We start from the raw sequence: 15,338 nt of genomic DNA, 5'->3' as shown, positions 1-15,338 counted from the left end.
TTACATACGGCTTCACAAACTGAGGGGCCATCAGTTTCACGGTGTGCCCCAACGCCGCCAACCGACGTGCCCAGTAATGCGCGCTACCGCAGGCTTCCATCCCGATCAGGCAGGGCGTTACGTTGGCAAAATAGGCCAATACCTGTCCCCGCTTCAATCGTTTTCGAATAACCGCCCGACCTCGCTCATCCACACCATGAACCTGCAACAACGTCTTTGCCACATCAATCCCTGCTGTCGTAATCTTCATCTCGGTCGCCCCTTTCTGTTAAGTGGTTTGCTTCACGCTCCCACTGTGGCACTCAGATGCCGGGTAAGGAAGGGGCGACCATTCCATTAAAATCCCCCGCGAGCTGTGCCGGTCGCTCGTGGCTCCAGCGCCAGGCGCGGCGAGCGTGGTTGGGTCATTCCCAATGAGCGAGCCGCAACACCGCGCTGGAGCCACGAGCGCCCGGCCCTGCGGGTTGGCCCCAGAGGTGCGCTGGCAGTGTTCTCGACTTGCCAATAGCGCTGCTATTGGCTGCGCCTTCGGGCCTACCCAGCACACCTCTGGGGCTCAACACAGCACACGCGGGATTTTGAGATAGGTTCTAGCACTTTCGGTGATTTTTCCACACTATCATGGCCAAACACACAGCGCTTCGATCCGGGCTGCTAGATTGACTTAGCACGTCAGCCTTTGTATGGTTGGTCGCGCAGGCATCCATGGGATGCCTTTTTCATTTCCGCGGGAATCTGTCGGCAATTCCGCTCTCCGCAGTTTATTTTCACACTGCTCTGATTGCCGATTTCCTCGATACAAAGCATGGAGAATCACATGAAACGTCTAATTGCTGCCGTCATCTTTATGGCGTCGCTGAATTCTACCGGCTATGCCGCCGACGGGTGCGGCAAAGTCGCTATCGCCGATATGAACTGGAGTTCCGCCACACTGATCGCTCATGTCGATCGGTTCATTTTGCAACACGGCTATGGCTGCGATGCAGAGATCGTTCCCGGCGATACCATGCCCACCGGCACGTCGATGATCGAAAAGGGTGAACCCGATATCGCGCCCGAGCTTTGGTCCAACTCCTTCAAGGAGGCGCTGCAGAAGGGTGTAGCCGAGAAACGGCTGCGCATTGCTGGCAAATCGCTCGCCGACGGTGGCGAGGAAGGATTCTGGGTGCCGCAGTATCTGGTCGACAAGGATCCGAGTCTTGCGACTATCGCTGGCATCAAAGCCAATGCCAAGCTCTTCAAACACCCCGAAGACCCCAGTCGCTCCGGATTTATGGGGTGCCCCGCCGGTTGGAACTGCCAGATTACCAGCGGCAACCTCTTCAAGGCGTTGAAACTCGGCGAGAGCGGATTTGATTTGATCGATCCCGGCTCCGGAGCGGGTCTAGCGGGTGCCATCGCCAAGGCATACGAGCGTAAAGAGCCGTGGTTTGGTTACTACTGGGCACCCACCTCGGTGTTGGGCAAATACAAAATGGTGAAAGTGGATTTCGGCTCAGGGGTAAAGCTGGATCACTATGTTAACTGTATCTCCAAGGCTGATTGCGCCAACCCGCAGGTAACCATGTACCCTCCCTCGCCGGTGCACACTGTCACCACCGAGGATTTCGCCGCAAGGGCGCCTGAGGCTTACGCCTACCTGAGCAAACGCGCGTTCAAGAATACCCAGATGAACGAGTTGCTGGCCTGGATCGAAGACAACCAGGCTGACGGTGATGTGGCCATGGAGCATTTCCTGAAAAGCAGCGAAGCCACCTGGCGCGCCTGGGTATCCGCTGATGTCGCCGCAAAGATCAAGCGCGCCCTGGCCAATCTATAATTGATCTTACATCCCTTGGGGGTGGCACACCCCCAAGGAGATTCCCTCGCCTGTCCAAACTGCCAAAAGGCACATCGCCATGGCCAAAAGTTCCTGGTTTATAGAGTTTCCGCAAATGGATCGTGAAGATCTGCTGGCGATCCGCAAGGCGCTGGATGCGGCCTACCGTGAGTTTTCCCGCACCTACGGCGATCTCATCGAATCCTTTTTCGATCCATTGCTGACCTTTCTGGTCTGGTTCGAAAAACTGCTATTGCAATCGCCCTGGTGGCTGGTCATCGTTGCTGTCACTGCGCTGGCCTATGGAGCGAGTCGTTCCCTGAAACTCTGCCTGGGAGTCGTGCTGGCCTTCTGTGCCATCGGCTACTTCGGCATGTGGGACGACACCATGCGCACCATGAGCATCATCACCGTCTGTACGCTGTTATCGATCGCACTCGGCATCCCCATCGGCATCCTCATGGCGCGTTCCGATCACGCGCGGTCGATCGTTACCCCGCTACTCGACATCATGCAGACCATGCCTGCGTTCGTTTATCTGATACCTGTCGTCATGCTGCTGGGTATCGGTAAAGTGCCGGGCGTTATCGCCGTCGTGATCTATGCTATTCCGCCCGTGATCAGACTCACCAATCTTGGCATCCGGCTGGTCGACAAGGAGGTATTGGAGGCGGCCACCGCCTTCGGGGCCAGCTCTTCGCAACGCCTATGGGGTGTACAAATGCCGCTGGCAATGCCCACCATCATGGCGGGCATCAATCAAACGATCATGATGGCGCTGGCGATGGTGGTGATCGCATCGATGATCGGCGTCACGGGGCTCGGCCAGCCGGTGCTGAAATCGATCACCAACCAATATTTCACTTTGGGGCTCTTCAACGGATTGGCCATTGTTGCCCTGGCGATCATTTTCGATCGCGTCTCACAGGCCTATGCAAAACGCAGCCAGCGACATCTTGGGGGCATGCATGATGGATGAGCCGTTCATTCGCATCGAGGGTCTGTACAAGGTTTTCGGCCCCGATCCCACATCGGTAATACCGCAGATCAGGGAAGGTCGCAGTAAAGACGAGATACTGGCGGACAGCGGGCACGCAGTCGGGCTCAAAGAGATCGACCTGTGCATCGAAAAGGGCAAGATCTTCGTCATCATGGGACTCTCCGGATCAGGGAAATCGACGCTGATTCGTCACTTCAACCGTCTCATCGATCCCACTGCGGGCCGTATTATCATCGATGGCGTGGATGTGATGGGACTGTCGATCAAGGAACTGGAGAAATTCCGCCGTAACAAGGTGTCGATGGTGTTCCAACGCTTCGGGTTGATGCCGCATCGAACGGTCATCGAAAACGTCGCATACGGGTTAAAGGTTCAAGGTATCGCCAAGGAGGCGCGGCGCAAAAAGGCACAGCAGTGGCTGGAGGCAGTCGGTCTGTCAGGCTACGAAAATCAGTATCCCGCCCAGCTTTCCGGTGGCCAGCAACAACGCGTCGGGCTGGCGCGAGCGCTCTGCACCGACGCCGATATTCTACTCATGGATGAGGCCTTTTCAGCGCTCGACCCATTGATCCGCAGCGAAATGCAGGATCAGTTGATCGAGCTTCAGGCCAAGCTGCAAAAAACCATTATTTTTATCACCCACGACCTGGATGAAGCGCTGCGCCTCGGCGATCGCATCGCCATTTTAAAAGATGGCGAACTGGTGCAGGAAGGTGCTCCGGAAGAGATCCTCCTGAACCCGGCGGACGATTATGTTGAGGCCTTTGTGCGTGATGTCAATCGCGCCCGCGCACTCACGGTTGCCACGGTGATGAAGCCACCCGCCTGCCGCATCACCGCAGAAAACATCGGCGAAGCGCTGGAGCAGATGCGCAATCAGCATCGGGATTTTGGCTACTACATTGCGGAAGACGGCTATAGGGGCGTAGTTTCGCAACAGGCATTGGAAGCTGCCGCAATCAGCGACACCCATACTACGATCGGCGATCACATCCTGATCGATATCCCGGCCATATCTCCCGATGCACTCCTGGAAGAGGTATTGCCCGGCACTCTGGATACCGAGTATCCACTGCCGGTCGTCGACGACAAAGGCGATCTGCGCGGTGAATTGTCTCGTGCTGCGTTGGCAGACGCATTAGGGGATGCCAGTAGCACCGAAGCTGTTCGCAAGGCTTAGTTGGACAGGTCCGGGCCGCTCCCCATACGGTCGTACAGTTTCACCACCCGCGCAGTGATGATCATCGTCAGCAACACCGCCGCGGCAAATGCATACAGTCCGTAGTGAGTTTCGATACTCGCGATCATGCCCAGCTTGACCGCAACCACCAGCACCGCAACGACAAACACATCCAGCATCGACCAGCGACCCAGATCGTGCATCCATTTCAAATAGCGCCGTGGGTGCTGGCCGCTGCCGACGGTGCGACGTGTCAGGTTCAACAGCAGCAGCAACTTGAGCAGCGGCAATATCACACTGAAAAGCGCGATCACAACGAAGAGGAACAGTTTCCCTTCCCGCATCAGCTGCCAGATACCGGTCAGCACCGAAAAGGTGTTGCTCACAACCACAAATTTGTGCAGCGTAATGATGGGTGCGGCCAATCCCACCAACAGAAAAGCGGCGGCGACAACCACCAACACCTGCAACCAGCGCAACTCACTCGCAATTCGTGAATGCATTCGGTGGGCGACGGTTTCTGGCTTCACTTGGCTGCGCCACAAATAGAAGACTCCGATCGGGAACTGTTCACCGGAGCGTAGGGTATCACTCTCCAGCGACTGCGCGCTCAATACTGCGAATGATCTTCACCCCGTTGCCAGGGCAGATCAGATACGGATCTCGGATGTGGCTGGTCGTACCAGCTCTGGGTAGCGGAACGGATCACCCAGTTAACGTGTGGCGACGCCCCACAGTGTATCGCCCTTGGTCACCGTATGAACGACCATGACCCGTCGGCGCGATTTGAGATCTGCAGGTTTCACGTCAGTCACCTGCAGTAGCGCCGTGACATGCGACGTTGACGGCAAGCAACCAGGCAAACTTGATCGAGCCATCACCTTTGTGTGGGCGGGCCCGCTGCGGATTAAGCGGCAAACTTCCGTCGGTATTCCGCGGGAGAGACACCGGTGGCGTGCTTGAAGAGCCGCCGAAACGAGCTGACATCCTCATAACCCACGCGTTGGGTTATGCGGTCAACCGAATCGCGTGACGATTCGAGCAGTTCACGCGCACGCTCCAAACGCAGTGCCTGCAGGTACTGAACCGGTGTCAGCCCCAATACATTGCGGAACCGACGCAACAAGGTGCGTTCAGAGACTCCTGCCTCACTCGCCAATGCACCAATACGCAGTGCCTTACGGAAATCACGCTCGAGAATCTGTTGGGCGCGTGCCAGTACCATATCCCCGTGATTGGTATCGGGTAGAAAGCGCTGATAGGCGGATTGCCGGCGACCCCGATGGTCAATCAAAAAGTGGCTACCCACCTGCCGGGCGACGCGCTCTCCCGCGTAACGCCTGATGAGATGCAGTGTCAGATCCAGATAGGCCGTTACACCCCCCGCGGTAATCCGGTTTCCCTCGTCGACGATCATCTCTTCCACCCTGAGGTGCGTGTTGGGGTAGCGATGGCGGAAAACCGATGCCAGCGCCCAATGCGTGGTAGCCACATGGCCATCCAACAATCCCGCCTCGGCCAGCAGAAAGGCACCGGCACATACCGAGCACAGCGTTGCGCCATGTTCCGCCTGCACCGTCAGCCATGCCACGGTTTGGGAGTCTGCCTCGATACGGGCAGAATCCATCAGCGAGGGCGGGATGATGACCACATCCGCCACATCAGCATCCACGACCATGGGAATCGCATTGACCATGGCCGGGCCCTCGGCACCGAGCGTGGTCACGACGTAGGGGTCGAAACCTCTGAACGCCGCGCCTTGCAGATAGCGGTTAGCGACCTCCAGCATCTCTTGTATGCCAAAGACAGCGGAGGTCATGACCCTGGGATAATGGAGAATCGCAATCTTCACGGTATTATCGATGGCCGATTTCGCAACTATTTTGTCGAATCAGACACTGCACGCGCAAGTCACAGTCCGGTAGTCTCTGCAGCATACCCACCCTGGAGGCCAGAAATATGAACCAACCCGCATTGCTGATCATTGACATTCAGAACGACTATTTCCCGGGCGGGGCGATGGCGCTGACGGCACCGGAAGCGGCTGCCAGGCAGGCGGCAGAGCTTCTCGACTACTTCCGCGAACATCAATGGCCGCGGTTTCTGATCCAACACGAGAGCGTCCGTCCAGGCGCAACCTTTCTGGTTCCGGGAACGCCTGGTCAGGCCCTCCATTCGCTGATCGCCCCCGGGGCCGGCGACCCGGTAATAACCAAGCGGTACCCCAACGCCTTTCAGGCCACGACACTGCACGATGACCTCCAGAGTGCCGGCTGCCGGCAGTTGGTGATCTGCGGAATGATGACCCACATGTGTATCGACACCACGGTACGGGCTGCATTTTCCCTGGGCTATCAGGTGCAACTGATAGCCGACGCCACAGCCACCCGCGCTCTGCGCTATGGCGACCACGAGGTACCTGCCGAGGCGGTCCAAAACGCTTTCCTCGCCGCTATGCAAGGCGTATTTGCGGAGGTATTGAACGCTGACGCCTGGCTAACGAAAGAGAAAGAGAGATAGCCACAGCACCCGGGGCGTAAAAGACATGGCAGAGGGGCGGGGGATTGGCTAAAGTTGCTGCCGAATTCAACCGTCAGGGACATCCACCATGATCCACAAAATCGCACGCTACCGCATACGCGAGGAGAACACCCAACGTATCGAAGCGGCTATTACCACTTTCTTGACAGCGGTCCACGAGAACGAACCCGAGACCCGCTACCAGGCCTATCGTCTCGAGGAAGGCCCGGAGTATGTGCACCTGATGGAGTTTCCGGATCAGGAAGCGGAAGGAGTGCATCAGGCAGCGGACTACACCAAGGCCTTCGTGGAAGTGCTCTACGACGCCTGTGTGGAACACCCGCGATTCGCCGATCTCAACGCCATCGGTGCCCCAGCGCCATCGTCAGCCTGAGCTCGACACGACCTGACGGCTGCAATCCGGAAATACACCGAATCTGCGCGTCCGGCGGCGCGGCAAACCGCTCGAACTGCGCAAAGCCCTCGCGGCGCCTGCCGCGGCAAGCGACGAGCGCCTTCTCTAGGGCCTGTTAACAGGCCCAAGCCCCACCCATGCGGCGCACACAAATAAGCGCTTGCAAGGCTTGATATGAGGTTGGTTGTACGTCGCCCCATTCCCATCAACAGGAAGGCGACCCATGCAGCTCCGGTGGTCCGTTGGAGATAGCTTAATTATCCCGGCGTCCTGGTTGCATCTACCGCGATATCCTAGGATCGATGGTTAGTTGATACAGATCAATTCTCTCAAATCCACTTAGACTTCAAGATGGCGCCGATACGCGACGTTCGGAGAATCTGCCGATGAGTGACGCACTGGATTATCTGTTGGCGGCCCGCCCCGAGGCGATGGGCCCCTATTTCAAGTTCCTCAAGGAGTCGAGCAAACATCTCGACACCCGTACCCGGGATCTGATCTCGGTGATTTCCAAGGTTCATGTTCAGACGGAAAAAGGTTTCCGTCAGTACCTCGCACGGGCACTACGCAATGGTGCCTCCCCCGACGAGGTGATCGATGCCCTGCTCATGGCCTTTCCCATCCTGGGGCTTGCCAAGATCACCTGGGCCGTCAATATCCTGCTCGACATGGACATCCCGGAGTTCAGGCCCGAGAGCCTGGCGGCCGCCGAAGGGTGGCACCCGGTCGCGCCTGTGACGGCGTTGAGTGATGGCGAGACGCAGCGTTTCGATTGCGACGGGCGCCACCTTTTTGTGCGGCGCGATGGAGAAACCATTCGCGTGTACGACAGCCGGTGCCCGCACCAGGTGACCGATATCCCTCATCTGGCACTTGAGGGCACCACCCTCACCTGCCCCAAGCACCATTGGCAATTCGATATCACCACAGGCGAATGCATCGCCAAGGGCTCGCACCCTTTAAAGCAGTTTGAGAGCAAGGTGGAAAACGGCCAACTGCTGGCATGGTGGTGACCGGTGCGTTCTCTCCGGAGTCTGGTCCCCGCCGGTAAGGCGCGCCGGCGAAGCGCGGGTTTGTAACCAGCCCTCTTCCTGTTAAGCTCCTGAAAAGGCAAGTTGGATCCGGGAAGCAACACAACGTGGCAGCACCTGCAAAAACCACATCGGAAATGGCTATCGATGAGCTCGGTGCCTTGCTCGGATCGCGCCTGAACACCACTGCCGCGGTTCGCCAGCATCACGGTCAGGACGAATCCAGTTTCCCGGCGGTACCCCCTGATGCAGTGGCGCTGCCCCATACCACGGAAGAGGTGGCAGAGATCGCCAGGATCTGCTCGCGGCATCGGATCCCGATCATCCCCTACGGCACAGGCACGTCGGTCGAAGGTCATATCCATGCGCTGCACGGTGGCATCTGCGTTGATCTTGGCGAAATGCAGGAGATCCTGCGTGTCAGCGCTGAGGATATGGACTGCACTGTACAGGCGGGTGTCACCCGCAACCAACTCAACACCTACCTGCGTGATACCGGGCTTTTCTTTCCCGTCGATCCGGGCGCCGACGCGTCGCTGGGCGGCATGGCCTCGACACGTGCTTCCGGCACCAACGCGGTGCGCTACGGCACGATGCGCGAAAACGTACTCGCACTGACCGTTGTTCTGGCCGATGGTCGCATCATTCATACCGGCACACGGGCACGTAAATCCTCTGCCGGCTACGATCTCACCCATCTCATTGTCGGCTCGGAAGGCACTCTGGGAATCGTCACCGAGGTTACGCTGCGCCTGCATCCGGTGCAGGAGGCGATACTCGCAGCAGTCTGTTCGTTTCCCACCGTTCACGATGCGGTCACCACCGTTATCGAGACCATACAGGCCGGCGTACCGATCGCACGCATGGAGCTCCTCGATGCACTGCAGATCAGAGCGGTCAATCTCTATTCAAAAACCGACTACCCCGAGGAGCCCCATCTGTTTCTTGAGTTTCATGGCACCCACCAAGGCGTCAAAGAACAGGTGGTCACGGTGCAGCAGTTCGCCCATGGCAATAACGGCAACGATTTCCAGTGGTCGGTACAGGCCGAAGAACGCAACCGTCTGTGGCATGCACGCCACAACGCCTATCTCGCCGCGCTGCAGCTCAAACCGGGGAGCCGTGCCGTCGCGAGCGATGTCTGCGTACCCATTTCACGCCTTGCGGACTGCATCGATGCGACCCAGCGCGATATCGAGGCATCATATCTTCCTATCCCAATCGTCGGACATGTGGGCGACGGCAATTTCCACCTCATCATCCTGATCGATCCGGAAAGCGAACAGGATCGAACCGAAGCGGCGCGTATCAATCACCGCCTGGTGAAACGGGCCCTGTCGATGGGTGGCACCTGCACCGGCGAGCACGGGATTGGTCGCGGCAAACGGGAGTACCTGCTGGAAGAGCATGGCCCCGGTGTCGCGGTGATGCGCGACCTCAAGCATGCGTTGGATCCGCACAATTTGATGAACCCCGGCAAGATCTTCCTTGGCGACAGTACCTGAAACCCGCCTTCTCCCTGTCGAACTACGGTAATCTCAAGGCAATTCTGAATCCAGGATTGCGCTTCGCTTATCGTTACGATAACGATTTTGAATTTTCGCTGTTACCCCACCCCGCTTAGACTCCAGGCTCAACACATACCGCAGGTGGGGAAATAAATCCGCATGGGCCCCAAAGGAGCATCGCGCCCCACCGCCCTATCGTCAACGCGCGGTATGCATGAGAGCGGTGATTGCCGACACCGCCGCATGGACGGTTTCATTTTCCGTCATCTGGAGGAGCACAGCATGACTAACATCGAGTACCTTACGGTCGGCCAGTACGATTTCTTCGAAAAGGTCGAGATCAATGACGACGGTCACTTCACCGTTGAATCCGGTTCCTACAAAAGCAAGCGCCCTCGTTCCGGTTTGCTGACCACCGAAAATCGCAAAGCCCTTGACCGCCTGGTGGAAGATCTGCCGCAGAAATTCAGCAACGTGAATGGCGATCGCTCCTTTGCGGCGCGATTGACGGTCGACAGCGATCATGGTCGGCGCGAATACTGGATACATCCCAGTGCGGATCGCCCACCGGCACTCGGGCAGTTGGTGAATTTCATTCGTGCGCTTTGAGACTCTCCCCAGAGCCTCACCAGCCTGAGTTTAGTGCGTCACACATCCAGATAAATTTTTCTCACTGCAGCCTTGGCGGTGACGGAGCGCCACCGCCGCTTTTTCAACGTCCACTCACGTCCCTAACGGATGCTCAGGCATCAACTCATAGGGATGCACCCAGCCCGGCAGCTCACGGATGCGCTCCAACCAGGTTTCGATGTGGGGAAACTCCTGCCAGTCAACGCCAAATTCATCGGGCCAGAAGAGATAGCCGCACAAAGAGATGTCGGCGATCGTCGGATGCGCTCCGAGGGTAAACGCGCGCCCCTCCAGATGTCGGTTCAGAACACGCAAGGCACCGAGCGCCCGTGCGTGCAGAAACTCTGTGACCGGTGTCTCACCCACCTTCTTGAAGACGCGCAGAAAACGCAAGGTGGCGATATAGCTTGTCAGTTTGTGATTGTCGAACAACAGCCAGCGCAGAATCTCTCGCCGTCCCGCCTCATCCACCCAACCGAAACGATCGAAGTGCACGGCCAGGTAGTCGAGAATCACGCCGGACTGGGTAAGGCGGGTGGCGCCCCTCTCGAGCACCGGTACCTCGCCCATTTCGTTGATAGTCCGAAAGGCCTCTGTGTCTGTCTCACCATGAAAGAAATCGACGAATCGCGGCTGCCAATCGGCCCCGCAAAGATTGAGCATCAACGCTGCCTTATAGGCGTTACCGGATTGAGCGAAACAATAGAGCGTAAACTCGGCCATGACCCCGTCCTCCTATCCTCTGTTGCGTACGTAGACCGGCGACCGGCGGCAAATCCAGCGCGACTCTGCTATCCCAGCAACCGAAACAGCAACGGGACCAGCACCGCAGTCGCCAGGGCGTTGAGGCCCATTGCCATAGCAGCGAAAGCACCGGTCAATTCGCCCAATTGCAAAGCGCGCGCGGTACCGATGCCGTGCGACGCCACACCAATTGCCAGCCCCACAGCGCGTGGATCACGGATGCGCACCAGCCTCAGCAAGGCACTCCCCAGCACGGCCCCCAGGATACCAGTGAGAATAACCAACACCGCAGTAAGTGAGGGTAATCCTCCGAGTTTCTCCGCAATCCCCATCGCCACCGGTGTAGTCACCGACTTGGGTGCCAACGAGATCAACGCTTCCCGCGATGCCCCCATCACCCAACCCAGACCCACGGCGCTCACCACCGCCATGGACGAGCCAAACAACACAGCGACCGCTATCGCCAGCCAAGATCTGCGAATCAGGTGAAACTGCCGGAAAAGTGGCACTGCCAGCGCCACTGTAGCCGGGCCCAGCAGGAAATGGACAAACTGCGCGCCCTCGAAGTAACGCGAGTAGGGAATACCCGTCGTCGTCAGTAGAGTAACCAACACGATGACGGCGATGAGCACGGGATTGAACAGCGCCTTGCGCCCGCTGCGCCGGTAAAGCCAGTCGGCCCCCGCATAGGCGACTACCGTAAGCGTGAGATGCAGTAGCGGGCTGGCTGTCAGGTATACCCAGATCGTGCGCTCTTCCCCACTCATCATCGCGGCGTCCCGCTATGATCGTAACGCGCCAAACGTTGCATGATCCAAGCTGTGATCACCAGGGTAAAAGCGGTGCTGACGATAAGGGCGAGAGTCAGCGCCGCCCACTGATCAGCGAGCAACGAAACATGGAGCATCACCCCCACACCAGCAGGTACAAACAGCAGCGAAAGGTGCACCAACAATCCTTCCGCAGTTCGCGCCAGACCCCGCGGTATTCCGCCCTTCACCAGCAGCCCTACGAACAGCAGCAGCATTCCAATAACCGGACCGGGTATGGGCAGCCGCAGCCACAATCCCAAGACCTCACCGATCAACTGGCAAACGAGCAACAGGGAAAAGTAGTGAATGAACATTGCGGTATCCCCCTACCAGCGTAGCGCTTCCGCGGTCCATCCGAGTATCTCAGGAAGATTACAGATTACGCCAGACGGGAAGGACTCCAGGGTGTACGCGAACCCACCGCCCGGGCATTCAGCAAAAAAACACCCGCGTCCCTCTACCCAATGGGAGGGGAACGCGGGGGTATGGGGGCGATGTGCAGAGGATTCTTTACCCCGAGCTTTTTAACCGGAGAACGCTTGCAGGCCGGTCTGGGCACGCCCAAGTATCAGCGCGTGGACATCGTGCGTGCCTTCATAGGTGTTGACTGCTTCAAGATTCATCATGTGGCGGATGACATGGAACTCGTCTGCTATACCATTGCCGCCATGCATATCACGCGCGATGCGTGCGATATCCAGCGACTTGCCGCAGTTGTTGCGCTTGAGCATGGAGATCGCCTCAGGTGCCGCCATACCCTGATCGAACAACCGCCCCAATTGCAGGCAGGCCTGCAGACCCAGGGTGATCTCGGTCTGCATGTCCGCGAGCTTTTTCTGCACCAGCTGATTGGCCGCAAGCGGGCGGCCGAACTGCTCGCGATCCAGGGTGTACTGACGTGCTGCATGCCAGCAGTACTCAGCAGCGCCCAGACTGCCCCACGCAATACCGTAGCGCGCGCGATTGAGGCAGCCGAAGGGGCCTTTAAGTCCCTTCACGTTGGGCAGCAGATTCTCTTCGGGGATTTCCACCTCATCCATCACGATCTCTCCGGTGATCGAGGCGCGTAGCGAGAACTTGCCCTCGATCTTCGGTGCGGTAAGACCTTTCATGCCTTTCTCGAGTACAAAACCACGGATTTCGCCCGCATCATCTTTGGCCCATACGACGAAGACATCAGCAATGGGCGAGTTGGTTATCCACATCTTGGATCCGTTCAACACGTAGCCACCGTCGATCTTTCGTGCACGGGTCCGCATCTGCGAAGGATTCGATCCGGCGTTCGGTTCAGTTAGCCCGAAGCAGCCGACTTGCTCACCGGTTGCCAACTTCGGCAGATATTTTTTACGTTGTTCTTCGGTACCATATGCATAAATGGGATGCATCACCAGGCTCGATTGCACACTCATTGCAGATCGATAACCGCTATCCACACGCTCCACTTCGCGTGCGATCAACCCATAGCAGACATAGTTGACCGCTGCGCAGCCGTACTCTTCCGGCAGGGTTGATCCAAGAAAGCCCAACTCGCCCATCTCGTTCATGATTTCACGATCAAAATGCTCTTCGCGATTAGCCATCAGTACGCGCGGCATCAGCTTCTCTTGGCAATAGGCGTAAGCCGCCTCCTGCACCATGCGCTCATCATCGGTGAGCTGGGAAGAGATCAGCAGCGGATCCTGCCAATTGAACTCGGCGCGGCCGGTTTTGGCTGTTGACGCGTTGGGTACACTTTGAGAGGTTGCGCTCATTGGTCGGTGCTCCAGGTTTTAAAGGGTTTCAACGCAAAGACGGGAATCGGTATGACACCCCTAAATCAGATTCGTAGGCCTGAAGACGCGTATCGCCCGACATCCCATCTCTGCGTTGAAATTCGTTGGCTAGTAACTTTCCCACGGTTGCGGCTAGATATATTGACCAGCATCAACCCGGATTACTTCACCCGTTATCATTCGTGCGGCATCTGACAAAAGGAAGACAACTGCATTGGCGATATCTCGTGGCAGCGCCAAATCGTTGAGCAACGTTTCCGCCAGTGCCCGGTCGAGTATCTCCTGCGGCAATTGGGTCGCCATATCGGTCATCACCATACCCGGTGCTACCGCATTGACGGTAACGCCCTTGGGACCCAGTTCGCGTGCGGCGGTTTTAGTCAACCCAATCATGCCCGCTTTCGCCGCTGTGTAGTTGGCCTGACCGAACTTACCGCGAATTCCATTGATGGAGGTTATGTTGACAATGCGGCCGCACCCCGCCTCGCGTTGTCGCGGTGCGAGTGAACGAATCAAATTGAAGGTACCGGTCAGGTTGACATCGATTACCGACTGCCACTCCTCATCCGACATCTTCTGCAGGCTGCGATCGCGGGTAATGCCTGCATTATTGACCAACATGGTCACGCTGCCCGGGAGCTTCTCAACCGCCGCATTGACGCTTGCGGAGTCGGCTATGTCGACAGCATGAAAAACCGCCCCGGTCGCTTCCAGTTCTGCTGCTGGATCGCGATCGAACACATGAACCTCTACGCCGCATTCGCGCAACAGGCGCACGATCGCCAAACCAATACCGCGCGCACCACCTGTTACTACCGCACCGCGCCCGCCAAACTCGAGAAAACTCCCCATTCGTCGTCAGCCTTTGCCGCGGCGCACGAACGCCAACCGCTGACTGGGTTTGAATCCACAATGATTGAGGAATGCGAGCAAACCGAAATTGTTCCACTCAACTTCGGTACGCACGGACTCGACCCGCAGACTGGAAAGATTGATCAGCAATTGAGAGAGCATTGCCTGACCTACGCCCTGACCCTTGTAGGCGGGATCAACGCCCAGAGTATCGATTACCGCTTCCGCCGCCGTCCGCCCGAACTCCCCGTAATCGACACGGGCCATCAGAAATCCGGCGATCTCGCCCTGCATCTCCGCAACGACCGACATGCGCACGCCGGAACCGTTGATCGCCTCATTGACCTTGCGGCGGTAGTAATTGGTCCGATCGATACCGGTGATACGTCGGTCGATACGAACCAGTGAACCCAGATCGTCCTCGGTGAGCGAGCGAACGGGAACCGTATCCCGGGAGAGCGCCTGAAAATCATCGGCAACAGGGTCGCTATAGTTGGGTTCCCCGGAAAACTGGTCGATCATCTCAGGTATGCTCTGATTGCTGTGCTTATTCATCACGTCCCCTCATTCAAAAATCGACACGTTCGGCCGGGCGTTCGAGTACCAGCCTGGGTGCCAGCTCGAATCCAACGGAGGAAAAGAACTCCACCAACCCCGGCTGATTCCAGTTGGCCTGAGAGTAAAGTTCGTCTACACCACGCTGTTCCATGATCCGATCGAGTTCCGCGATCAACTGACGTCCCACACTCTTGCCCTGCTGGTCTGGCGCCACACCGATGGCGTCGAGTACCGCCACGGGTTCGTTGCGACCAAATTCCCCATCCTGCAGATGAGCAAACAGAAACCCCGCCAGTCTATTACCACTGATCGCCGCCAATGATATGAAGGCGTTGGGTTCCTTGGCCTGCATTTTGAGACGCTTTTCAAAGAAACCCCGGCGTGAATCCCCGGAGACCTGCTCATCCAACACCGCGATCTGATCAAGATCGTTCGCAGAGACTGGACGCAGATCGGTCTTGAGTTCTGACATGGTCTTCCCTCCTCAATAATTTGGT

Annotated in this window: 18 protein-coding genes; 8 read left to right on the top strand and 10 right to left on the bottom strand. The window is 57.6% G+C overall.

Translation table 11 applies throughout. The annotated features are described in order from the left end of the window. A partial coding sequence (locus DWQ09_00465; GenBank protein ID KAA3630545.1) for a transposase occupies positions 1 to 250 on the bottom strand: 250 nt, incomplete at its 3' end. A 567-nt stretch (positions 251 to 817) separates the two neighbouring features. Here DWQ09_00465 and DWQ09_00460 point away from each other — a divergent pair. The 3 genes from DWQ09_00460 to DWQ09_00450 all read left to right on the top strand — a co-directional run bounded on the left by DWQ09_00460 (position 818) and on the right by DWQ09_00450 (position 3,999). After that, complete coding sequence (locus DWQ09_00460) at positions 818 to 1,819, top strand: ABC transporter substrate-binding protein (GenBank protein ID KAA3630540.1); 1,002 nt, start codon at positions 818 to 820, stop codon at positions 1,817 to 1,819. A 79-nt stretch (positions 1,820 to 1,898) separates the two neighbouring features. Continuing rightward, positions 1,899 to 2,798 (top strand): proline/glycine betaine ABC transporter permease, encoded by a 900-nt coding sequence (locus DWQ09_00455; GenBank protein KAA3630539.1) that lies wholly within the window; start codon positions 1,899 to 1,901, stop codon positions 2,796 to 2,798. Beyond that, positions 2,791 to 3,999 (top strand): glycine betaine/L-proline ABC transporter ATP-binding protein, encoded by a 1,209-nt coding sequence (locus DWQ09_00450; GenBank protein KAA3630538.1) that lies wholly within the window; start codon positions 2,791 to 2,793, stop codon positions 3,997 to 3,999. Before DWQ09_00455 ends, DWQ09_00450 begins: the two co-directional genes overlap by 8 nt. On the opposite strand, the gene DWQ09_00445 is transcribed toward DWQ09_00450, so the two are convergent. Next, positions 3,996 to 4,502: a paraquat-inducible protein A gene (locus DWQ09_00445; protein KAA3630544.1), complete on the bottom strand. Its 507-nt coding sequence runs from the start codon at positions 4,500 to 4,502 to the stop codon at positions 3,996 to 3,998. The genes DWQ09_00450 and DWQ09_00445 overlap by 4 nt on opposite strands. 404 nt (positions 4,503 to 4,906) lie before the next feature. Continuing rightward, the gene (locus tag DWQ09_00440; protein ID KAA3630537.1) at positions 4,907 to 5,851 is read right to left on the bottom strand and encodes a helix-turn-helix domain-containing protein; all 945 of its coding nucleotides are present in this window, start codon (positions 5,849 to 5,851) and stop codon (positions 4,907 to 4,909) included. Between the two features lie 107 nt (positions 5,852 to 5,958). Between DWQ09_00440 and DWQ09_00435 the strand changes: the two genes are divergently transcribed. The 5 genes from DWQ09_00435 (at position 5,959) to DWQ09_00415 (ending at position 10,082) form a co-directional block, all read left to right on the top strand. Next, positions 5,959 to 6,519 carry a cysteine hydrolase gene (locus tag DWQ09_00435; GenBank protein KAA3630536.1) on the top strand — a complete coding sequence of 187 codons (561 nt, stop codon included), beginning with the start codon at positions 5,959 to 5,961 and terminating at the stop codon, positions 6,517 to 6,519. An 88-nt stretch (positions 6,520 to 6,607) separates the two neighbouring features. Then, positions 6,608 to 6,913 (top strand): hypothetical protein, encoded by a 306-nt coding sequence (locus DWQ09_00430; GenBank protein ID KAA3630535.1) that lies wholly within the window; start codon positions 6,608 to 6,610, stop codon positions 6,911 to 6,913. 407 nt (positions 6,914 to 7,320) lie between these two features. Then, the gene (locus tag DWQ09_00425; protein ID KAA3630534.1) at positions 7,321 to 7,947 is read left to right on the top strand and encodes a carboxymuconolactone decarboxylase; all 627 of its coding nucleotides are present in this window, start codon (positions 7,321 to 7,323) and stop codon (positions 7,945 to 7,947) included. 155 nt (positions 7,948 to 8,102) lie between these two features. After that, a complete protein-coding gene (locus DWQ09_00420; protein ID KAA3630533.1) occupies positions 8,103 to 9,470 on the top strand; it encodes an FAD-binding protein in 1,368 nt (455 codons plus the stop codon). 246 nt (positions 9,471 to 9,716) lie between these two features. Continuing rightward, on the top strand, positions 9,717 to 10,082 hold the full coding sequence (locus DWQ09_00415; GenBank protein KAA3630532.1) for a hypothetical protein: 366 nt from the start codon (positions 9,717 to 9,719) through the stop codon (positions 10,080 to 10,082). Positions 10,083 to 10,196: 114 nt separating this feature from the next. On the opposite strand, the gene DWQ09_00410 is transcribed toward DWQ09_00415, so the two are convergent. The 7 genes from DWQ09_00410 to DWQ09_00380 form a co-directional block, all read right to left on the bottom strand. Continuing rightward, positions 10,197 to 10,826 (bottom strand): glutathione S-transferase, encoded by a 630-nt coding sequence (locus tag DWQ09_00410; GenBank protein KAA3630531.1) that lies wholly within the window; start codon positions 10,824 to 10,826, stop codon positions 10,197 to 10,199. A gap of 68 nt (positions 10,827 to 10,894) precedes the next feature. Continuing rightward, on the bottom strand, positions 10,895 to 11,614 hold the full coding sequence (locus tag DWQ09_00405) for an LrgB family protein (GenBank protein KAA3630530.1): 720 nt from the start codon (positions 11,612 to 11,614) through the stop codon (positions 10,895 to 10,897). Next, a complete protein-coding gene (locus tag DWQ09_00400; protein KAA3630529.1) occupies positions 11,614 to 11,973 on the bottom strand; it encodes a CidA/LrgA family protein in 360 nt (119 codons plus the stop codon). Before DWQ09_00400 ends, DWQ09_00405 begins: the two co-directional genes overlap by 1 nt. Positions 11,974 to 12,183: 210 nt before the next feature. Continuing rightward, a complete protein-coding gene (locus tag DWQ09_00395; GenBank protein KAA3630528.1) occupies positions 12,184 to 13,410 on the bottom strand; it encodes an acyl-CoA dehydrogenase in 1,227 nt (408 codons plus the stop codon). Between the two features lie 153 nt (positions 13,411 to 13,563). Beyond that, positions 13,564 to 14,283 carry an SDR family NAD(P)-dependent oxidoreductase gene (locus DWQ09_00390; GenBank protein ID KAA3630527.1) on the bottom strand — a complete coding sequence of 240 codons (720 nt, stop codon included), beginning with the start codon at positions 14,281 to 14,283 and terminating at the stop codon, positions 13,564 to 13,566. A 6-nt stretch (positions 14,284 to 14,289) separates the two neighbouring features. Continuing rightward, on the bottom strand, positions 14,290 to 14,838 hold the full coding sequence (locus tag DWQ09_00385) for a GNAT family N-acetyltransferase (protein KAA3630526.1): 549 nt from the start codon (positions 14,836 to 14,838) through the stop codon (positions 14,290 to 14,292). Positions 14,839 to 14,851: 13 nt separating this feature from the next. Then, positions 14,852 to 15,313: a GNAT family N-acetyltransferase gene (locus tag DWQ09_00380; GenBank protein KAA3630525.1), complete on the bottom strand. Its 462-nt coding sequence runs from the start codon at positions 15,311 to 15,313 to the stop codon at positions 14,852 to 14,854. Positions 15,314 to 15,338: the final 25 nt, after the last annotated feature.

It is taken from the genome of Pseudomonadota bacterium, assembly GCA_008501635.1.
Lineage (GTDB): Bacteria > Pseudomonadota > Gammaproteobacteria > QQUJ01 > QQUJ01 > QQUJ01.
This window is presented reverse-complemented; position numbering and strand designations above follow the sequence as displayed.